Consider the following 19,403-nt stretch of genomic DNA (forward strand, 5'->3'; position numbering starts at 1 on the left):
TCCGGCCCCATATCGGGCACTACGGCGCAAAACGGGGTATACATATGTAGCGTCACTACTTTATGATGGCTGCGAGACCGTGATTTCAAGGGGGAAAGATGACGGAGCAGAGCTCGTCCCGATGCGTGGCGATCACCGGCGGCGCCGGCGGGATCGGACAGGCCATCGCGGCGCATCTGGAGCGGCTCGGCCGCCGGGTGTACGTGCTCGACCGCGAGGGCGCTCAGACCCGGACGGGTGTCTTCGTCCCGTGCGACGTCCTCGACCGGGACAGCGTCGATGCCGCCGTCGAGACCGTCTATCAGGACGACCCCGGACCGATCGACCTGATCTGCGCGGCCGGGATCGTCGAGGACGACGTGGCCGCCGAGGACCTTCCCGAGGACCTGGTGCACCGGGTCATGGGCGTGAACTTCCACGGCACCTTCTCCGCCTGCCAGGCCTTCGGCCGGCGGCTCCTTGACCACGGCACCGGCTCGATCGTGCTGATCTCCTCCATGTCGGGGAACCTGGTCGTCAACTACCCCCAGCGGCAGAGCATCTACAACTCCTCCAAGGCCGCCGTCACCGCCCTGGCGAAGTCGCTCGCCGTGGAGTGGGGCCCGCGCGGCGTCAGGGTCAACGCCCTCTCTCCGGGATACGTGGACACGCCGCTCAACAGCCTCAAGGCGCATATGCACGAGGGCTGGCGCGCCGGCACCGTCCTGGGCCGGTTCGCCAGCACGCAGGAGATCGCCGACGCCGCCGAGTTCCTGCTCTCCGACCGCGCCTCCTACTGCACCGGGACGGAACTCGTCGTCGACGGAGGGTACTCGCTGCGATGATCACCTCCCCTTCCGGCACCCCGGGTCCATCCGGCGCCCCTGGCCCGTCCGGCTCTCCCAGCCCTTCCGTGCACGCCGATCTCGTCATCGCCCACGACCTCGGCACCACCGGCGACAAGGCCTCCCTGGTCACCCGCGAGGGCCGCATCCTCGGCTCGGTGACCGTCGGCTACCCCACCGGATTCTCCGAGGACGGCCGCGCCGAACAGGACCCTCAGCGCTGGTGGGACGCGTTCTGCCAGGCCAACCGGACGCTGCTGGACCGGCTCGGCGAATCACCCGAGCGGGTCCGGGCGGTCAGCTTCTCCGGGCAGATGATGGGCGCCGTGCTGATCGACGCACACGGGCAGGCCACCCGGCCGGCCATCATCTGGGCGGACACCAGATCCAAGGCCCAGTGCGCGCGACTGCTCGACCGCGTCGGCATGGAGCGCGTCTACGCCATCACCGGCCATCGCGCCAACCCCACCTACTCCCTCTCCAAGCTCATGTGGATCGCCGATCACGAGCCGGAGGCCCTCGAACGCGCCGTCGCGTTCCTCAACCCCAAGGACTACCTGGTCCGGCGTCTCTGCGGCGTGCACGTGACCGACCCCTCGGACGCCTCCAGCACGAACGCCTTCGACCAGCGCGGCGGGCAGTGGAGCCAGGAGCTGATCGAGGCCTCCGGGCTCGATGCAGGCATCTTCCCCGAGGTAGTCGCCTCCAGCACCGACATCGGCCCCCTCCTCCCGGAGCTGGCGCCGGAGACGGGCCTGTCCCCCCGCACCCGCGTGGTCCTGGGCGGCGGCGACGGCCCGATGGGCGCCCTGGGCGCCGGCCGGCTGGACGAATCGGACGGCCTCTACGCCTACCTCGGCTCGTCCTCGTGGGTGTCCTTCGCCAGCGCGCAGCCGCTGCACGACCCGCTGATGCGTTCCATGACCTTCACCCACGTGCTGCCCGGCTCCTATGTGCCCACCGCGACGATGCAGACCGGCGGCGCGGCGCTGGAGTGGATCGCCGGCGTCCTCGGGGACGGCAGCGACGACCCCTACGGACCGCTGCTGACCGAGGCCGCACGGGTTCAGGCCGCCGCCGAGGGGCTGTTCTTCCTGCCGCATCTGCTCGGCGAGCGCGCCCCGTACTGGAACCCCAGCGTCCGGGCGACCTTCACCGGCCTGACGATCACCCACGGCCGCGGGCACATGACCCGCGCGGTGCTGGAAGGCGTCGCCTTCAACCTCAGGACCGGCCTGCAGGCGTTCGCCGACGCCGGCCACGCCTTCGACGCCGCCGACGTCATCGGCGGGGCCAGCAAATCCGAGGTCGTCCGGGGCATCCTCGCCGACACCTGGCAGCTGAGCGTGACCCCCAGCGACATCGGAGATCACGCGACCTCCCTCGGCGCCGCCGCCATCGGCGCGCTCGGCAGCGGCCTGATCGGCGCGGAGGATCTGCGGCCGTTCCTGGGCGAGCACCGGGGCGAGCCGCTCGCGCCCGCCCTTCCCGCCGCCGAGCGGGACCGCCGGTACGAACGGTTCCTCGACGCGTACCGGCGGCTCGAAGGGTGGTTCGAGCAGGCATGATCGTCCGCACCGTGCAGGGGGACGTCGCGCCGGGCTCCCTGGGTCCGGCCGACTACCACGAGCACTTCTTCCACACCACTGCCCTCCTGCCGGGAGAGGACCTGGACGACGAGGAACGCGCCCTGGCCGAGGCACGCCTGGTGCACGCGGCCGGGCTGCGCACCGTCGTCGACGCCACCCCCATCGGGATCGGCCGGCGCCCCGCCGCGCTCGCACGCGTCGCCCGCGGCTCCGGCCTGACCATCGTCGCGGCGACCGGAGCACACCGTGAGGCGCACTACCCCTCCGGCCACTGGCTGCGGGAGCTGGACGCCGGCGCGCTGGCGGCGCTCTTCGTGCGGGACCTGACCGAGGGCATGCCGGCCCAGGACGAGCCCGGCTCGCCGTCTGCCGCCGCCACGGACGTCCGTGCCGGTTTCATCAAGACCGGCATCGGCTACTGGTCCGTCTCCGCCTTCGAGTCCACCGTGCTGGAGGCCGCAGCGCAGGCCCACCACCGGACCGGTGCCGCCGTGATGGTGCATCTGGAGCACGGCAGCGCCGCCCACGAGGTGCTCGACCGCCTCGCCGCGCTCGGGGTGGCGCCCTCCCGGGTGATCCTGGCGCATATGGACCGCAGCCCGGACCGGATCCTCTTCGCCGAACTGGCCTCGCGGGGTGCCTTCCTGGGCTGCGACGGCGCCGCCCGCCTGAAGGAATGGCCCGAGGCGATGCTGATCGACGCCATCGGCGCAGCCATCGCGGCCGGAGCCGGCGACCGCATCCTGATCGGCGGCGACGTCGCGCGCCGGAGCCGCTTCACCAGCTATGCGGGCATGCCCGGCATGGCGTATCTCCCGCGGCGCTTCCTCCCCCGGCTCCGGCAGGTCATCGGTGACGACGCCGCCGACCGGCTCCTGGTGGCCAATCCCGCCGCCGCCTTCACCATGAACGATGCGCCGGAGAGCACCGGCACCGACCCAGAGAGGTACGCATGAGCCGCACCATCCGCCGAGTCATCGTGCCCGCCCCCGACCGGATCGAGATCGAGGACGTCCAGGCGCCGGTACCTGCTGCCGGGGAGGCACTCATCTCCCTCCGCACCGCCGGGGTGTGCGGCAGCGACCTGCATGCCGTCGCCGGGCACCATCCCTGGGTCCCGCTGCCCTACGCGCCCGGGCACGAGGTCGTCGGGATCGTCGAGGCGGCACCCGAGGACGCTCAGCTGCGCCCCGGCGACCGGGTCATCGTCGAGCCCACCCTGCCGTGCTGGGAGTGCAAGCCATGCCGCCGGGGCGATCAGAACCTCTGCGAGCGCCTGCGCTTCTTCGGCTGCGGCTACGAGCAGGGCGGCATGGCGGACCTGTTCACCGTGCCGGCCAACCGGCTGCACCGGATCGACGAACGGCTCAGCGACGCCGAGGGCCTCATGATCGAGCCCCTGGCCACACCCGTGCATGCCGTCCGCCTGGCCGCCTCCGGGCTCACCGGCGAGGCAGCCAGGAACCACGGCGGCGATCTGCGCGGCAAGCGCGTCGTCGTCCTCGGCGCCGGCACGATCGGCCTGCTGGTGCTGATCGCCGCACGGCATCTGGGTGCCGACGGCGTCGTCGTCACGGACCTGTCCGCCTCGAAACGCGAGCGGGCGCTGCGCCTGGGCGCCGCGGCCGCGCTCGACGCCGGGCGGGACGACATCGCCGCCGCGGTACGCGGCGAACTCGGCGAGAGCGCGGACATCGTCTTCGACTGCGTCGCCGCCACCCCGACCCTGGGGCTCGCGGTCGAGCTGGCCCAGCGCGGCGGCACCGTCGTCATCGTCGGCGTGCCCTCCGAGGGGACGGCCCTGCCGCTGCCGATCGTGCAGGACCGCCAGGTCCGCGTGCAGGGCGCCGCGACCTATCTGCCCGCCGACTATCAGGAGGCCGCCGGGATCATCGCCGGCGGCGGGGTGCCCGAGGACGAGTTCATCTCCGGCACATTCCCCCTGGCGCAGGCGGCGGAGGCGTTCGCCGCGGCACGCGAGCGGGAGACGGTGAAAGTCCTGATCACCGGCTGACCGCCGGCGGGCGTGCCCGAGGCGGCCGCCGGAGAGAACGCCGAACAGAACACAGCACCGACGCCGCGGCCCGCGCCGCGGCGCACAGCACCACACGACACGACCGTCCGGGCGTGACGACCACGCACGCACGGACGCAAAGGGGCGTTATGGAACACGAACACGACCGCGGTGGCCCCGCCACCGCCGAACCGGCCTTCCGGATCTCGCATCTGACGAAGACGTATCCGGGCGTCACCGCCCTCGACGACGTCACCCTGGAGGCCTATCCGGGCGAGGTGCTGGCGATCTGCGGCGCCAACGGCGCCGGCAAGTCCACGCTCTCCAAGCTCCTGGCCGGCCAGGAGCGGCCCACGGCCGGCGGCGTCACCGTCGCCGGCTACGACGGGGAGATCACCGATCCGTCCTCCGCCATCGACGCCGGCGTGCTGTTCATGCACCAGGAGCCCCTCGTGATCGAGGACTTCACGGTGGAGGAGAACGTCTGGCTCACGCAGATCAGCAAAGCCGGCCGTAACCGCCCGTGGAACCTGGTGCGCCGGCACCGGCGCGAGCAGACGCTCGAGGCGCTCGCCGCGGTGGGGATGCGCAATGTGCCGCTCTCCGCCCGTGCCGGGCAGCTGGGTCCCGGCCCCAGGCAGATGCTCGCGCTGAGCCGCACCCAGGTGAACCCACACCGGATCCTCATCCTGGACGAGACCACCGCCTCCACCACCGAGGATCACTTCAAGGACGTCCTCGCCCTGGTGGACCGGGAACGGGCGGCGGGCGTGTGCGTCATCTTCGTCTCGCACCGCATGGACGAGGTGTTCGCGATGGCCGACCGCATCGCGGTGCTCCGGAACGGCGCCCTGGTGGACACCGTGGTGGCGAGCGAGGTGAGCCGTGACGATGTCATGACCCTCATGATCGGCGAATCCGTGATGGCGCTCGAACCGCCGCAGCCGCTCCCCCAGGCCGAGCGAGCACCCGTGCTGCGGGTGGACTCGCTCTACGCCGGCGCCGCACGGGCGATCGACCTGGACGTGGCCGCCGGGGAGATCGTGGGTCTGTACGGGCTCGTCGGCAGCGGCCGCAGCTCGGTCGCGCGGGCGATCTCCGGGAACCAGGAGACCGAATCCGGCTCGATCGAACTGCACGGCAAGGCCCGCACGTTCCGGTCCAACCGCGACGCCATCGCCGCCGGGATCGTCTACGTCTCGGAGGACCGCAAGCGCGAGGGGTTCATCCCCAGCTTCGCCAACGGGCAGAACATGACGCTCAGCACGCTGGGGGCGTACTCCTCCCTGGGCGTCATCGACCTCGGCAAGGAGCGCGCCCGCACCCGCGAGCTGATCGACGAGTACGCCGTCAAGGGCGGCACGGAAGGCCTCACGGTCGCCCTCTCCGGGGGCAATCAGCAGAAGGTCTGCCTGGCCAAATGGCTGGAGGCGGACCCGGACGTCGTGGTGCTCGACGAGCCCACGAAGGGCATCGACATCGGTGCCCGCCTGACCATCTACACCATCATCCGGCGGCTGGCCGAGCAGGGCAAAGCCGTCATCGTCGTCTCCAGCGAGGCGGAAGAGCTCCTTTCCCTGTGCCACCGCGTGCTCGTCATGCGCGACGGCCGGATCGTCTCGGAGCACGCCTCGCAGGACAGCGCGACGGATCAGATCATCAGGGCCGCCCTGGGAGGAGAAGCAGCATGACCACAGCCACCGGAACCGAGACGGCGGGCAGGAAGACGCCGTCCGGAGGCACCCGCCCCTCCCTGGGATGGGGCTGGGTGAAGGACCAGTACCCGATCATCATCCTGGTCCTCCTCCTCATCGTCGCCGCATTCAGCACCGACGCGTTCTTCACGCCCAGGAACCTGACCAATCTGGTGGTCCAGGTGTCCGTCATCGGCATCGTGACCCTGGCCCAGTTCATGATCATCGTCACCGCCGGCATCGACATCAGCGTCGGCTCGGTGGTGGCGCTGGCCGGCGTCACCTGCGCCATGCTCTACGGGGGCCAGAGCGTCGTCCTGGCGATCCTCGTCGCCGTCGTCGTCGGGGCGCTGTGCGGCTCCTTCACCGGATATCTCGTCTCCTTCCGGGGACTCGAGCCGTTCATCGTGACACTGGGCATGATGGCACTGGCCCGCGGCATCGTGTACGCCACCACCGAGGGCTCGCCCGTGACGCCCGCGGCGGAGAACTTCCGCGTCATCGCCACCACGACCATCGCCGGGGTCCCCCTGATCGCCCTCATCTGGCTGGGCCTGGCGCTGGTGATCGGCTTCCTGATGAAGCGGACCGTCTTCGGCCGGCGCATCTACGCGATCGGCTCCAGCAAGGACGCCGCCCGCGCCTCCGGCATCCCGGTCGAGCGGACCCTGTTCCTGGTGTACATGCTCGCCGGCGCCATGGTCGGCTTCGCCGGCTTCCTGCTCACCGCGCGCGTCGGCGCCGCGACCCCCACCGCCGGCAATCTGTACGAGCTGGACGCCATCGCGGCGGTCGTCATCGGCGGCGCCGCCCTGGCCGGTGGCCGCGGACGCGTCCTGGGCGCGGTCGTGGGCACGCTGATCCTCGGCGTGATCACCAACCTGCTGGTCCTGCTGAACGTCTCCACGTACATGCAGGACGCCTTCCGCGGCGGCCTGATCCTGTTCGCCATCATCCTCACGACGGTCAGCTTCACCCGCCGGAAGCGCAAGAACGCCGTCGTACCCGCCAGCACCTGAGCGCGCCGGCCGGCGCGCTCTCACCCACCCGCCGGACACAGAGGTCCGGCAGTCGAAACACGGAGGAGAACATGAAACGCAGCAGCACCCCGTTCCACCGGTTCGCCGGCGTCATCGCCGCCGGGGCCGTGCTCACGCTGACCGCCTGCGGCTCGACGGACGACGTCGGCGGCGCCTCGGCCAGCGAGGAGAAGGACGTCTCGGAGATCACCATCGGCTTCCTCCAGCGGCAGCTGGACGCCCCGTTCTACTCCGCCATGGTCGACATGATGGAGGGCATGGCCGAGGAGCAGGGCTTCAGCCTCCAGGTGCAGAACGCCTCCGGCGATCCGGTGACGCAGCTGGACCAGGCTCAGACCATGCAGGCCCAGGGCGTCGATGCGATCATCATCAACGCCATCAGCCCGGAGACGCAGCGCGCGCAGCTCGACTCCATCGCCGAGAGCACCCCGCTGATCTTCGTCGACACCGGCATCCCGGACGTCGGCGTCACCTCGGTCACCTCGAACAACCACGAGAGCGGCCGGATGTCCGGTGAGCTGACCGCCAAGCGCTTCGAGGAGGGCGAGGAGATCACGGTGGCCATCCTCAACGGCGGCGCCAACGACGAGATCGTCGGCCCGGCCCGGCAGGCCGGCTTCCTCGAAGGCCTGGAGAACGGCGGCATCGAATACGACATCGTCGCCGAGACGCCCGCGGTCTGGGCGCAGGACCGCGCCGTTCCGGCCACCGAGAGCATGCTCTCGGCCAATCCCGATGTGGACCTGATCCTGGGCCTCAACGACGCCATGGCGCTCGGCGCCCTGACGGTGCTGCGCGACCAGGGCAACGAGGACACCCTGGTGGCCGCCTCGGCCGACGGCCAGAAGGAGGCGCTGGAGGAGATCCAGAACGGCGGCTGCGACGGCCAGTACGTCTCGACCGGCCTGAACTCGCCTGATCTGGCTGCCGAGCGCAGCATGGAGATCGCCATCCAGATCGCCACCGGCCAGGCGACCGCCGAGGACTTCGAGTCCGAGGAGTTCACCCAGGCCGCCGGCATCGACTGCGACAACGTCGACGAGTTCTACGATCCGGAGAGCGTCTTCTGATCCGTCCACCCGTCCCACGCGGGCCGGCACGCATCGGCACGGTCGCATCGCGCGTCTGTGCCGGCGGGTGCCGGCCCGTGCCCATATCTGTGCCCGTATCTGTGCGCTACGAGGAAAGCGAGAGAAGATGAAAGCCGTCGTCTACTCGGCACCTGAGACCTACCAGGTCCGCGAGGTGCCCGATCCCGTCCCCGCCGCCGGCGAAGTGCTCATCCGGGTGGAGCGTGCCGGTGTCTGCGGAACGGACCTGCATCTGCACAAGGGCGAGTTCGGGCCGGTCTATCCGCTGGTGCCCGGGCACGAGTTCACCGGGACCGTCGTTGACGCCGCCGGTGACGTCGAGGACATCGCCGTGGGCGCCCGCGTGGCCGTGGACAACACGGTGGCCTGCGGCTCGTGCGCGGACTGCCGCCGGGCCCGCCCGGCCTACTGCCGCCGGCTGGTGGCCTACGGCGTGAACGCCCCGGGCGGTTTCGCCGAGCTGGTCACGGTGCCGGCGGCGCGCTGCTTCCCGGTGGACGATCTGGTCCCGGACGTCGCCGTGTTCGCAGAACCGGCCGCCTGCGTCGTGCACGGCCTGGACGTCCTGGATCCGGCGCCGGGCGCCTCGGCGCTGCTGTTCGGCGCGGGACCGACCGGGATCATCCTGGCGCAGCTGCTGAAGTCGCTCGGCGGGGTCGGCGATCTGACGGTGGCCGCGCCCTCGCAGCCGAAGCTGGACCTGGTCCTGGAGCGCGGTGCCGATGCGGTGGTCCGGATGGACCGGCAGGATCCGGCCGCAGCCCTGCGGACGCTGGAGCGCCGGGCGCCCGAGGGCTTCGACATCGTCATCGATGCGACCGGATCGACCTCCGTGCTCGAACTGACCGTGCCGCTCACCCGTACCGGCGGCACGATCATGGTGTACGGCATGACCGCGGAGAGCGCGCGATGGCCGGTTCCCTCCTACGAGGTGTTCCGGCGGGAGCTGACCGTCAAGGGCTCCTTCGCACAGCAGTTCTCCTTCGACCGGGCGATCGGGGTGCTGCGTTCCGGTGCTGTGGACACGACGGGAGTGATCACCCATCGCTTCGGCCTGGAGGAGTACGCCGAGGCGCTGAACGCCGTGGGCGACAGCGCCTGCATCAAGGCCGTGATCCAGCCGGGATCCTAGGGCCAGCAAGCTCTACGCCGAGTACCGCCGGCGCCGTGCGAACGGCTGGCGGCTCTCACAGACGATCGCCCTCTCTAGGACTGCTCCTAGAGAGGGCGATACTGTCTGATCGAAGGCGATGCTGTTCGACGACGGCCTTTCCCGACGCCCGTCGGGCACGATCCGGGTCGACACCGATCAGCGAGCTGGCCGCGCGGCGTTCCCCCGGAACTGCCCCGCGTAGCTCAGCGTGGGGCTACTTCTTGTCGCTTGGACCGAAGATCAGCGCCGCGGCGATGCCCGCCATCCACACGTCCTTGGCGATCGCGGTGCCGTCCTGGCTGGGGCGGACGCCGTCCTCCTCTGTCAGCGCCGGATTGCGGAAGTAGATCGCCAGCAGGCCGGCCGAGAAGGCACCCAGCGCCAGGCCGGCCAGGCGCTTGTTCACGAACGGCAGCAACAGCGCCGAGCCGACGGCGATCTCGCCATAGGACACCAGCTTCTTGAAGGTCGCGGGATCGAGCTCTTTCAGGGCAGGAATGCCGCTGGAGGCGAACTCCCGTAAACCTGCGGCGGATTCCTCGTCCAGCTGCAGCTTGCCCAGGCCCGAGTTCAGGATGAAGGCGCCGGTGACGCCGCGCAGAGCCGCGGTGGCGATCTTGTTTCCCATACCTATCTCCTTTTCGCACTGCCCGCCTTGGGCAACGCCTCGAGTCTACTGCCGCCCTCGGGCACGTACTGCCGCCCTCGACGCCCGGCTGCCCACCGGTCGGCGCGCCACACCTCCATCCGTCCCGGCTGCCCGTCCGGCACCGCGCTTCCTACGGCCTTCCCCGCTGCCAGCACTCGTCCGCGCCGATGATCTCCTATGCTTGTCGGTGCCCTTGTCTTCCGGGTCTTCCGGGTCTTCCGGCGGGGCGGGAAGGAACGCGTTCGTGACTCGTGTGGGCTTCGTGGACTCCGGTCTGGGCCTGACCGGCTACGCCGATGCGCTGGCCCGCGCCCTGCCGGGAGTGGAACTCGTGCTGGCGATGGACCCCGATCACAGCCCTTACGGTGCCCTGAGCTCGGCCCGGATCGTCGAGCGGACCCTGGCGTCCGTCCACGCGGCGCTCGGCGAGGGCGCGCAGGCCATCGTGATCGCGTGCAACACGGCGTCGGTGCACGCGCTCGATGCCGTGCGGGCCGCCGTGGACGTCCCGGTCATCGGCACCGTCCCCGCAGTGCGCTCCGCATCCCGGCTGCGCGGGCCCTTCGCGGTGTGGGCCACCGAGGCGACCACCGGCAGCCCCTACCAGCGGCGGCTCATCGCGCAGTTCGCGGCGGACCTGCCGGTCACCGAGGTCGCCTGCCCGGGCCTGGCGAGCGCCATCGACGCCGCCGATGAGGCGGGGATCACCGCGGCCGTGGCCGCCGCGGCACGCCGCACCCCGGCGGACGCCCGGGCCGTCGTCCTCGGCTGCACCCACTACGGGCTGGTGGCCGACCGGATCGCTGCGGCGCTGCCGCCGGGCACCGCGGTGCTGGACTCGCCCGAGCCGGTGGCACGGCAGACCGTCCGCCGGCTCGCCGCGGAGGGGATCATCGGCGACGGGGAAGCGACCGCGGCACTGAACCGCCTCGCCCCGGCGGGCGCCGATGCCCCGGGCGCCGATGCGCTCAGCCCCGATGCGCCAGGCCCCGGCACGCTCAGCCTCGATGCGCCCGGCTTTGGCCCACCGGGTTCTGATGCGCCCCGTCCTGACGCACTCGATGCCGACGCTCGGCCCGTCGGCGACCCGGATGGCATGACGGGACCGGCAGCCGGCACGGGACGCGTGGTCGCGGTACTGCATTCGGGCCGGCCCGGCCCCCTGCCCGAGGCCCTGCGCGCTTTCCCAGCGGGGCGCAGGCTCCTGGCCTGATCTCTCCGCGCTGGATCGGCAGGCCGGAGCCGTTCACCGCCCGGGCGGCTGCTGGCGGATGTACTCCACGAACGCGGCGGCCACCGGCCGGAAGGAGGCCTCGATCTCATCAGCCTGCGCCCGGTATTCCTCGACGATCTCCTCCGCCTGCCGGCCGGCCTGCGTGGTCAGGGAGGTCTGCTCGGCCCACAGCCGCACGATCTCCTCATCGGGCTCCGGGTGGAATTGCGTGGCCCAGGAGCACGCGCCGACCCGGAACGCCTGGACCGGGGCATCTGTGCCGTCCATCAGGTGCACGGCACCCTCGGGCACCGCGGCGATCTCCTCCTGATGCCACAGCACCGCTTTCGCGCGTTCGGGCACCGCGGAGAACACCGGGTCCTCGGCCGCCTCCGGCCGGCGATGCACCTCCATGATCCCGACCTGCGGCCGGCGACGGCGGAACACCTCCGTCTCGTGCGCGACGGCGGCGAGCTGGGCGCCCAGGCAGATGTTGAAGGAGGGCACCTCGGCCTCGGCGGCCAGCCGCTGCAGCGCTCGCGTGGCCGGTAGCCAGGGATGCGTTTCGTCATCTTCCGGGCCGGAGCTGCCGCCGAGCACCACGAGCCCGTCGTAGCCGTCCAGGTCCGCCGGCACGGCGTCCCCGCGATCCGGGCGCAGGACCTCAAGCTCCGCGCCGGCCTCCTCGAGCCAGTCTCCGAAGCGCCGCGCATCGGCGCCGTCCTCGTGCTGGATCACCAGAATTCGCACCATGCTCGTCAGTGTACGTCCGCGACCGGCGCGACCGGCCCGCGCGCCGTCCTGGCGCCGGGGGGATGCCCCATCCTCGTTGTTCAGGCGACCCCGGTTCCAGCTTGTGACCCCGGTGGCGCCGGGGTCACAAGCTGGAAACCAGGGCCGTGACGACGGTCGTGATGACAGGTCGCGGCACGGCGTCAGTGGTCGTGGCGCCGGCACCGGTCGCCGGTAGCCTGCGCGTGCCGCTCCACCTGCACCACGGCCGCGGCCACAGCCAGGTCGAGCCCCTGCAGGGGGCGTTCGGGCCCGTCGCCGCCGGGCAGGGCCTCGCGCAGCAACGGGAACCGCGCGGCCGCGTCCGGGCCCTCGGGCACCCGCCACAGCGGCACCGGGGCACCGGCATCGACGGCGGAGCCCATGACGATCGCGTCGAGCATCGCCGACAGCGGGATCCAGTCGGCGCGCGGCACTCCGGCGTCGGCGAGGATCGACATGAGCGCCTCGTAGATCTCCAGGGTGGCCTCATCGTCCACCGCCGATCCGACCAGCAACGGGACGGAGGCCGGTGCCATGGCGGAAGCGGCGCGGTACTCGCGGATCCACGCCGCGAGCCGTCCGCGCCACGGCCGGGCGGAGTCGCGCAGCGCCGCGCAGTCGATGCCCGCGTAGAGCTCGCGGCGCACGAGCGCGATGATCTCGGCGCGGCCGCCTGGCGCGTGATGGTAGAGGGACGAGGGATTGACCCCTAGGCGGGCGGCCACGCCGGGGATGGTGAAGTCGTGTTCGCGGCGCACCATGTCCAAGGCGGCGCGGGCGATGATCTCCGGAGACAGGATCCGGGTGCTGGGGCGGGGCATGAGGCGGCTCCGATCCGGGACCGGCGGGGGCGGCGCAGCGGCGTTCCCGCGCCTGCCGCACCCCGCCTGCGGGTCCTTCAGTAGACCAGCACGCTCCGGCCGCGGGCGCCCTGGCGCATGAGTTCGAAGGCGTCGTTGACGCCCTCCAGTCCCACGCGGTTGGTGATCAGACGGTCCACCGGCAGTTTGCCGTCCAGGTAGAGACGCGCCAGCAGGGGGAAGTCGCGGGCCGGCACGGTCGAGCCGTAGTTCGAGCCCAGCAGGCGTTTGCCCTCCTCCGCCAGGGCGAGGGCGTCGATCTGCACGGGGGCGTCCTGCGGGGGCAGTCCCACGATCACCGCGGTGCCACCGCGCTTGAGGCAGGCGGGCATCTGCGCGATGGTCTGCGGGCGGCCGATCGCCTCGAACGCGTATTCGGCGCCCTCCCCGGTGATCTCGCGTACCTTCTCCGGCAGGGAGGCGTCCGAGAGCACCGTGTGCGTGGCGCCGAACTCGCGGGCCAGTTCCAGGGATTCAGGGTTCACATCGGCAGCGATGATCGGGCTCGCCCCGGCCAGGGCCAGGCCCATGATGATGCACAGGCCGACGCCGCCAGCGCCGATGACGACCGCGCCACGCCCGGCCTTGACCTCCGCGTCGTTGAGCACCGCCCCGACGCCGGTGGCCACGGAGCAGCCAATGAGCGCCGCCACGTCGAACGGCACGTCCTCGGGGATCTTCACGAGGGCCTGCTGGGGCACGACGACGTACTCGCTCATGGACCCCACGGCCAGGTACGGGTAGACGGGCGCGCCGTCCTGGGACATCGGCGTCGTGCCGTCCGGCAGCAGGCACTGCTCCGAGCTGGCCGCGGTGCACACCCAGGTGCGTCCCTCACGGCAGGCGGCGCAGGCCAGGCACGGCTGGAACCAGGTCATCACGACGCGGTCACCTTCGGCGAATCCCGTGACGCCGTCACCGAGGGCCTCGACGGTCCCGGCGCCCTCGTGGCCCAGGACGGTCGGGCTGGGCATCGTCCAGTCGCCTTCGAGCACGTGGCGGTCGGAACCGCAGACACCCGAGGCGCCCATCCGGACCCGGACCTGGCCCGGGCCGGGCTCGGCGACGTCGACGGTGCGGATCTCAAGCTGCCGTGCGCCGGGGTCCGGCTGTAGCGCGGCGCGTGCGGTGATGGGCATGGTTCAGGCCTCCTGGTGTGAGCCCGGCGAGCGATCTGCTCGGGGCCGGGCGGACGGGATGGACGATGCGTGGGCGGCGAGGCGGGCAGCCTGCCGGCGACTGAGATGGTGCTGGATTCGCGCGGGCACGGATCACGCCCCTCTGCCAGCCGGTGCGCCGCCGGCATCCGCGTGACCGGCGGGAACGCGCGGTCGCCGGGGATACAGGACGGCGGTCAGCACGAGGTAGGCCACGGCCGCCAGCACCGCCGCCGGCAGCGAGGCGGTGACGTAGGCGAAGGCGGCCTGGGTCTCCAAGGTGATCGGATCGTACAGCCACACGTAGAAGACCGCGCCCAGGGCGACCGCACCCAGCCCGGCGATGTTGATCCCGCCGCGGTAGGCGTAGAGCCGGCCGCGCTGAGCCAGGTGGAGCTCCCGCAGATCGAGCCGCTGGCGGCGCAGGACGAAGTAGTCGGCCAGGGCCACCCCGCACACCGCCGTCAGGAAGGCACCCGAATACGTCACGAAGGTCATGAACTGCTCGTACATGAACTGCGGGAAGAACGCCATGATGCCCGGCAGCACGAAGAACAGGGCGCTGAGCCACTTCCACGGCAGCCGCACCAGGAAGCGCCCGGAGGACTGACGGATCGCCAGGACGGTGGAATAGACGATGGAGGCCATGGAGGTGACGTTCGCGAACGCGATGAACGCCAGCACGCCCACGCCCAGCACGGCACCGCCGAAGGGAACCATCCACACGGTGGGATCGGAGTCGCCGAGGGTGAGCGCGGAGGCGAGCCCGACCGCCTGCGCCAGGATGGTGGCGACGAACAGCCCGCCGAACGCCGGCCACATCGCCGCCTTGCGCGAACGGGTCATACGGGCCAGCGAGCCCATGACGGGATACCAGGAGACGCCCACGCCGACGTTGAACTCCACGGCCATCATGAAGTTCAGGGTCGGATCTTCGAACGGCGCCAGCGGGGAGGCGGCGGAGAGCGCGTCCCAGGAGGTGTTCATGACGAGGAACACCATCATGGCACCGACGATGAGGGCCAGCCCGGGCGCGACGATGGCGTTGAGGCGGCCGATGAGGACCGGGCCGCGGGAGAGGATGAGCCAGGCCAGGACGATGGCCGCCAGGGCGCACACCGTCACGAGGGGCCCGTACTGGGACAGTTCGGCGCCGGTGACCTCGCCGGTGATCTGGCTCGCGGCGCGGCCGGCCATCACCGCCAGCAGCGAGGACCAGCCCATTTCGGTGATGAGGATGACAGTGAAGACCAGGATGCCCACGCCCACCACGCCGAAGGCGCCGCGCAGGAGCGTGTACTGCTCCGAGCCGTAGCGCTGGGAGGCGGCGGTCGAGGCGAGGACCATGAAGCACAGGCCGATGGCGTTGCCGATGATCATCGCGATCGTGCCGTCGCGGAAGCCCACCAGCAGAGCGGTGGAACCGCCGACGATGAACGCCCAGGTGGCGATGGCCAGGGAGCTGCTCACCCAGGTGAAGTCGAGGCCGGACCACATGCGTTCGCGGCGCAGCAGCGGGAACGTCCCGAACCGGGTCTCCTCGGCCAGCGCCTTCTCCGGCGAGCGCTGCCGCGTGCCGCGCGCGGCACCGGCGCCGCTCACAGGATCACCGCCAGCGCCGAGAGCCCGCAGATGGCGACGGTCACCAGCACGTACCCGCCGAGTTCCCGGCCGGAGAGCGGCTGACGGGCTTCGTCGCCGGCCTCGTCCTCCTCCACGATGCGGATGCGGCGTTCGAGTTCCTCCGCGACGGGGCGCTCCATCCCCGCACCGGTCATCGCCGCGATGAAATCGGCGCCGCGGGCAGCGTGTGACTCGCCTGGGCCTGCGCTCATATTCGCACTCCTTTACCAAATTCGATTTGGTTTAGTGTTGCGCCGATCACAGCCCGAGTCAATCCCCTCGCCGTGACGTCTCGCTCCCCGGACTGTGGTGATGAGGGCGGCGGAGCAAGCTGCCTGTCCCGCACGCGTTCGGGCCGTGGTCACTCGTACCGCCGCCCACCCGGATAGGCGCCGCACCCCGCGCCCCGCCACTCGCCTCGGGCGCCTCCGTCGATGACGACGCTCGTCGCGGGCCCGCCCGGACGGCTCTTGCACGGTCATGCAAAGATGGCGATATGAACGTTCCCTCGACGATGCGGGCTGCTGTGTGGGACGGCACCACCTCGCATCTGCACACCGAGACCATTCCCACTCCGGAACCGAAAGCCAATGAGGCACTGGTCCAGATCATCTCCTGCGGCGTCTGCCACACCGATCTGCACGTGCTCAAAGGCGAGGTCGCCTTCCCTGGACCGGCAGTCGTCGGGCATGAGATCAGCGGCCGCGTCGTCCGGATCGGTGAGGGCACCGACGAAGCCCGCACCCACGTCGGCGGCGGGGTGCTGGAGCCGGGCACCCCGGTGGTCGGCGCGTTCATCATGCCGTGCACCGAGTGCGAGCCGTGCCAAAAGGGCCGCGACGATCTGTGCGAGAAGTTCTTCGGTGAGAACCGCCTGAATGGCAATCTGTTCGACGGCACCTCGCGGCTGCACCGCGAAGACGGCTCGCGGCTGTCGATGTACTCGATGGGCGGCCTGGCCGAATACGCGGTCGTGCCGCTGGCGGCCCTGACACCGCTGCCCGAGGGCCTGCCCCCGGAGGAGAGCGCCATCCTCGGCTGCGCGGCGTTCACCGCGTTCGGCGCCGTACGCCAGTCCCGGCTGCAGCCGGGCGAGACCGCGGCCATCGTCGCCACCGGCGGAGTCGGCTCCAGCCTCATCCAGGTAGCCAAGCATGCGGGCGCCTCGAAGGTCATCGCCATCGACATCGCCGATGCCAAGCTCGCCGCGGCCAAGGATCTGGGCGCCGACGAGACGGTCAACTCCGCGCAGGAGGACGCCCGGGAGGCGGTGCTGCGCCTGACCGACGGCAAGGGCGTCGACGTCGCCTTCGAGGCGCTCGGGCATCCGGCCACCTTCAGCCAGGCCGTGACCCTGCTGCGCGAGGGCGGGCGGATGGTCGCGGTCGGGATCGCCGCCGGCAAGGCCGCCGCGGAGGTCGAGATCACCCCGCTGGTGCGGCGCGGCCAGACGATCGTCGGCTCCTTCGGCGCGCGCACCCGCGAGGATCTGCCCCAGGTCGTGGACATGGCCGCGCAGGGCGGATACCGCGTCGCCGAGGCCGTGACGCGCCGCTATTCGCTCGATCAGGCCGACGAGGCCTACCAGGCACTGGCACGCGGAGAGATCACCGGTCGCGCCATCGTGGTGATGTAGGCACCGGCAGCGTCCGCTGCTTCCCGGGTCGTGCGCTGATTCCGCGTGAGCTCGTGCCTGGAATTAATGCACCGCCCGGGAACTACCGCTGGCGTCCACTCCGCACTACCTGGCGTCCACTCCGCGGACCAGCGCCGGGTGCGCACGCGCAGCGTGCAGGCGCCACAGGACCGTCGGCAGGACACGAAGGGACCCGTGGTGATCGGTGCAGATCACCGCGGGTCCCTTCGTGTATCCGGAAGCCGAGCCTGCCCGGTTACCCGGGTGCGGCCGCGGGTGCCGCGGGGCGGCCGCGGAACTCAGACCGGCTCGGAGTCTCCGGTCTCGTCCTCGCGCTCGGCCCGGGCGCGGCGGAACCCTGCCCTGACCTTCCCCAGCTTCCGCTTGCGGCGCTGCTCGCGCGCCTTCGCGGCCTCCACCTGCTCCGGGGTGGGGTCGTGGCTGCCGGTCATGCCCACCTGAAGGTCGTCGGGGATCTCGCCCAGCGTGCCGACCTCGGTGCGGGTCTGGTGCCGGAGGATCTCCAGCCTGAGCACTCTCGCCAGGAAGTACATGCCGAGCAGATTGGGCAGCACCATCAGGAAGAACACCGCATCGGAGAAGGCGATCACAGAGTCCAGGGACACCGAGGCGCCCACGATCACGGCGAGCACCCAGAAGATCTGGTAGCCCTTCTCCGCGATCTTGGATCCGCCGAACAGGAAGCCGATCGACTTCTGCCCGTAGTAGCCGTAGCTGAACAGCGTGGAGACGCCGAACAGCACGATGCAGGCGGTGAGCAGGTACGGGTACCAGTCGGCGACGGAGGCGAAGGCCGACTGCGTGATGGCCACGCCCTCGGCGGTGCTGCCGTCCTCCGTCTCCATCTGGTAGGCGCCGGTCACGGTGATGGCCAGGGCGGTCAGGGTGCAGATGATGATCGAGTCGATCAGCGGCTCCCACAGCGCCGTGTAACCCTCGGTGCCGGGATGCTTGGTCTTGACCGCCGCGTGGGCCATACCGGCGGTGCCCAGGCCGCCGCCGTTGGAGAACAGCGCACGCTGGATGCCGATGATCGCCACGCCTACCGCGCCGCCGGCGACTCCCTCGCCGGTGAACGCACTCTGGAAGATGGTGGCCACCGCGGCGGGCAGCTCGGTGACGTGCAGCAGGATGATGACGACGGTGCTCACCAGGTAGAGCACGGCCATCAGCGGAGTGACCTTGGAGGTCCAGCGGGCGATGGAGGTGATGCCGCCCAGCACGACGACCGCGGTGAGCACGGCCATCATGAGACCGAGGATCCACAGCTGCCCGGCGAAGAAGCTGTCCTCGCCGCCGGTGGCGTTCACGACGGCCGCGGCCACCTGGTTCGCCTGGAACAGATTGCCCGCCCCGACGGCGCCGATGGCGGTGAAGACGGCGTAGCAAATGGCCAGGCCGAGGCCGAGCTTGGGCCAGCCGAGTTCCTTCAGGCCGTCACGCAGGTAATACATGGGGCCGCCGGACACGACGCCCTTCTTGTCGATCGTCCGGTACTTCACCCCGAGGGTCGCCTCGGCCATCTTCAGCGTCATGGCGAAGAAGCCGAAGATCACGATCCACAGCGCCGCGCCCGGACCGCCGAGGCTGATGGCGACGGCCACGCCGGCGATGTTGCCCAGGCCGACCGTGCCGGAGAGTTCCGTGGCGAGCGCCTGGAAGGAGGACACCTGGCCAGGGTCGGTCTTGGCGCTGCGCTTGCCGCGGATGACGTCGAGGGAGTGCTTGAGCCCTCTGAGCGGCTGCCACTTGAGCCAGGCAGTGAAGAAGATCGCTGCCGCCATCAGCCAGATGACGACGACGGGGATTCCGATGGGGCCGAGGGGGATTTCGAAGAAGACGATGGCGGAGAGCCGATCGGCGATCGGCGCGAAGAGATTGTCGACTCTCTCGTCCAGAGTGGGGCTGCTCGGTGGAGCCTCACCCGCATTCAGTTGTAGTTGGGACAGATGGACGCGTTCATGCGAGGTCATGAAATGCGGCACCGTTGACATAGCGGACAGTAGTGGCGTACGCACAGGCCGGGCGCGCCACAAACACTAGACCCTAGCAAAGCGTTTTCCCA

The 19,403-nt window shown here is 70.8% G+C and carries 17 protein-coding genes; 10 read left to right on the top strand and 7 right to left on the bottom strand.

Annotated features, from left to right (window positions below; genetic code table 11):
* The first annotated feature begins 98 nt into the window (after positions 1-98).
* The 8 genes from IEW13_RS11525 to IEW13_RS11560 all read left to right on the top strand — a co-directional run bounded on the left by IEW13_RS11525 (position 99) and on the right by IEW13_RS11560 (position 9,384).
* A complete protein-coding gene (locus tag IEW13_RS11525) occupies positions 99-824 on the top strand; it encodes an SDR family oxidoreductase (protein WP_188551074.1) in 726 nt (241 codons plus the stop codon).
* Positions 821-2,392, top strand: coding sequence for a xylulokinase (xylB, locus tag IEW13_RS11530; RefSeq protein WP_188551075.1), 1,572 nt, complete (start codon positions 821-823; stop codon positions 2,390-2,392). The genes IEW13_RS11525 and xylB overlap by 4 nt, the downstream gene beginning before the upstream one ends.
* Positions 2,389-3,369 (top strand): phosphotriesterase family protein, encoded by a 981-nt coding sequence (locus tag IEW13_RS11535; RefSeq protein ID WP_188551076.1) that lies wholly within the window; start codon positions 2,389-2,391, stop codon positions 3,367-3,369. The genes xylB and IEW13_RS11535 overlap by 4 nt, the downstream gene beginning before the upstream one ends.
* Positions 3,366-4,427, top strand: a complete 1,062-nt coding sequence (locus IEW13_RS11540) for a zinc-dependent alcohol dehydrogenase (RefSeq protein ID WP_188551077.1) — start codon at positions 3,366-3,368, stop codon at positions 4,425-4,427. The genes IEW13_RS11535 and IEW13_RS11540 overlap by 4 nt, the downstream gene beginning before the upstream one ends.
* A gap of 149 nt (positions 4,428-4,576) precedes the next feature.
* Positions 4,577-6,118 (top strand): sugar ABC transporter ATP-binding protein, encoded by a 1,542-nt coding sequence (locus IEW13_RS11545; protein WP_188551078.1) that lies wholly within the window; start codon positions 4,577-4,579, stop codon positions 6,116-6,118.
* Positions 6,115-7,140, top strand: a complete 1,026-nt coding sequence (locus IEW13_RS11550; protein WP_188551079.1) for an ABC transporter permease — start codon at positions 6,115-6,117, stop codon at positions 7,138-7,140. The genes IEW13_RS11545 and IEW13_RS11550 overlap by 4 nt, the downstream gene beginning before the upstream one ends.
* Positions 7,141-7,211: 71 nt before the next feature.
* A complete protein-coding gene (locus tag IEW13_RS11555) occupies positions 7,212-8,231 on the top strand; it encodes a sugar ABC transporter substrate-binding protein (RefSeq protein WP_188551080.1) in 1,020 nt (339 codons plus the stop codon).
* A 127-nt stretch (positions 8,232-8,358) separates the two neighbouring features.
* A complete protein-coding gene (locus IEW13_RS11560) occupies positions 8,359-9,384 on the top strand; it encodes a zinc-dependent alcohol dehydrogenase family protein (protein ID WP_188551081.1) in 1,026 nt (341 codons plus the stop codon).
* A gap of 235 nt (positions 9,385-9,619) precedes the next feature.
* Here the strand turns inward: IEW13_RS11560 and IEW13_RS11565 are convergent, their stop codons facing one another.
* The gene (locus tag IEW13_RS11565; RefSeq protein WP_188551082.1) at positions 9,620-10,033 is read right to left on the bottom strand and encodes a hypothetical protein; all 414 of its coding nucleotides are present in this window, start codon (positions 10,031-10,033) and stop codon (positions 9,620-9,622) included.
* Positions 10,034-10,298: 265 nt separating this feature from the next.
* Between IEW13_RS11565 and IEW13_RS11570 the strand changes: the two genes are divergently transcribed.
* Positions 10,299-11,267 carry a glutamate racemase gene (locus IEW13_RS11570; protein WP_188551083.1) on the top strand — a complete coding sequence of 323 codons (969 nt, stop codon included), beginning with the start codon at positions 10,299-10,301 and terminating at the stop codon, positions 11,265-11,267.
* 33 nt (positions 11,268-11,300) lie between these two features.
* Here IEW13_RS11570 and IEW13_RS11575 read toward each other — a convergent pair whose 3' ends face one another.
* The 5 genes from IEW13_RS11575 to IEW13_RS11595 form a co-directional block, all read right to left on the bottom strand.
* Positions 11,301-12,020: a type 1 glutamine amidotransferase gene (locus IEW13_RS11575; protein WP_188551084.1), complete on the bottom strand. Its 720-nt coding sequence runs from the start codon at positions 12,018-12,020 to the stop codon at positions 11,301-11,303.
* A 182-nt stretch (positions 12,021-12,202) separates the two neighbouring features.
* Positions 12,203-12,862, bottom strand: coding sequence for a TetR/AcrR family transcriptional regulator (locus IEW13_RS11580; protein ID WP_188551085.1), 660 nt, complete (start codon positions 12,860-12,862; stop codon positions 12,203-12,205).
* Between the two features lie 77 nt (positions 12,863-12,939).
* Positions 12,940-14,040, bottom strand: a complete 1,101-nt coding sequence (locus IEW13_RS11585; protein ID WP_188551086.1) for an alcohol dehydrogenase catalytic domain-containing protein — start codon at positions 14,038-14,040, stop codon at positions 12,940-12,942.
* 132 nt (positions 14,041-14,172) lie between these two features.
* Complete coding sequence (locus tag IEW13_RS11590) at positions 14,173-15,660, bottom strand: purine-cytosine permease family protein (RefSeq protein WP_188551087.1); 1,488 nt, start codon at positions 15,658-15,660, stop codon at positions 14,173-14,175.
* On the bottom strand, positions 15,657-15,893 hold the full coding sequence (locus tag IEW13_RS11595) for a hypothetical protein (RefSeq protein WP_188551088.1): 237 nt from the start codon (positions 15,891-15,893) through the stop codon (positions 15,657-15,659). Before IEW13_RS11595 ends, IEW13_RS11590 begins: the two co-directional genes overlap by 4 nt.
* Before the next feature lie 284 nt (positions 15,894-16,177).
* Here IEW13_RS11595 and IEW13_RS11600 point away from each other — a divergent pair, with 284 nt between their 5' ends.
* A complete protein-coding gene (locus IEW13_RS11600; RefSeq protein ID WP_229745111.1) occupies positions 16,178-17,317 on the top strand; it encodes a zinc-binding dehydrogenase in 1,140 nt (379 codons plus the stop codon).
* A gap of 299 nt (positions 17,318-17,616) precedes the next feature.
* Here the strand turns inward: IEW13_RS11600 and IEW13_RS11605 are convergent, their stop codons facing one another.
* Positions 17,617-19,311 (bottom strand): alanine/glycine:cation symporter family protein, encoded by a 1,695-nt coding sequence (locus IEW13_RS11605; protein WP_188551089.1) that lies wholly within the window; start codon positions 19,309-19,311, stop codon positions 17,617-17,619.
* Positions 19,312-19,403 lie beyond the last annotated feature (92 nt).

The sequence above is a fragment of the Sediminivirga luteola genome (assembly GCF_014639315.1).
GTDB lineage: Bacteria > Actinomycetota > Actinomycetes > Actinomycetales > Brevibacteriaceae > Sediminivirga > Sediminivirga luteola.

What these genes read in the sequence shown, in the direction of transcription:
- IEW13_RS11525 (WP_188551074.1), top strand. Translation starts at nt 99, where the DNA reads ATGACGGAGCAGAGCTCGTCCCGATGCGTGGCGATCACCGGCGGCGCC.
- xylB (WP_188551075.1), top strand. Translation starts at nt 821, where the DNA reads ATGATCACCTCCCCTTCCGGCACCCCGGGTCCATCCGGCGCCCCTGGC.
- IEW13_RS11535 (WP_188551076.1), top strand. Translation starts at nt 2,389, where the DNA reads ATGATCGTCCGCACCGTGCAGGGGGACGTCGCGCCGGGCTCCCTGGGT.
- IEW13_RS11540 (WP_188551077.1), top strand. Translation starts at nt 3,366, where the DNA reads ATGAGCCGCACCATCCGCCGAGTCATCGTGCCCGCCCCCGACCGGATC.
- IEW13_RS11545 (WP_188551078.1), top strand. Translation starts at nt 4,577, where the DNA reads ATGGAACACGAACACGACCGCGGTGGCCCCGCCACCGCCGAACCGGCC.
- IEW13_RS11550 (WP_188551079.1), top strand. Translation starts at nt 6,115, where the DNA reads ATGACCACAGCCACCGGAACCGAGACGGCGGGCAGGAAGACGCCGTCC.
- IEW13_RS11555 (WP_188551080.1), top strand. Translation starts at nt 7,212, where the DNA reads ATGAAACGCAGCAGCACCCCGTTCCACCGGTTCGCCGGCGTCATCGCC.
- IEW13_RS11560 (WP_188551081.1), top strand. Translation starts at nt 8,359, where the DNA reads ATGAAAGCCGTCGTCTACTCGGCACCTGAGACCTACCAGGTCCGCGAG.
- IEW13_RS11565 (WP_188551082.1), bottom strand. Translation starts at nt 10,033, where the DNA reads ATGGGAAACAAGATCGCCACCGCGGCTCTGCGCGGCGTCACCGGCGCC.
- IEW13_RS11575 (WP_188551084.1), bottom strand. Translation starts at nt 12,020, where the DNA reads ATGGTGCGAATTCTGGTGATCCAGCACGAGGACGGCGCCGATGCGCGG.
- IEW13_RS11580 (WP_188551085.1), bottom strand. Translation starts at nt 12,862, where the DNA reads ATGCCCCGCCCCAGCACCCGGATCCTGTCTCCGGAGATCATCGCCCGC.
- IEW13_RS11585 (WP_188551086.1), bottom strand. Translation starts at nt 14,040, where the DNA reads ATGCCCATCACCGCACGCGCCGCGCTACAGCCGGACCCCGGCGCACGG.
- IEW13_RS11595 (WP_188551088.1), bottom strand. Translation starts at nt 15,893, where the DNA reads ATGAGCGCAGGCCCAGGCGAGTCACACGCTGCCCGCGGCGCCGATTTC.
- IEW13_RS11600 (WP_229745111.1), top strand. Translation starts at nt 16,178, where the DNA reads ATGAACGTTCCCTCGACGATGCGGGCTGCTGTGTGGGACGGCACCACC.
- IEW13_RS11605 (WP_188551089.1), bottom strand. Translation starts at nt 19,311, where the DNA reads ATGACCTCGCATGAACGCGTCCATCTGTCCCAACTACAACTGAATGCG.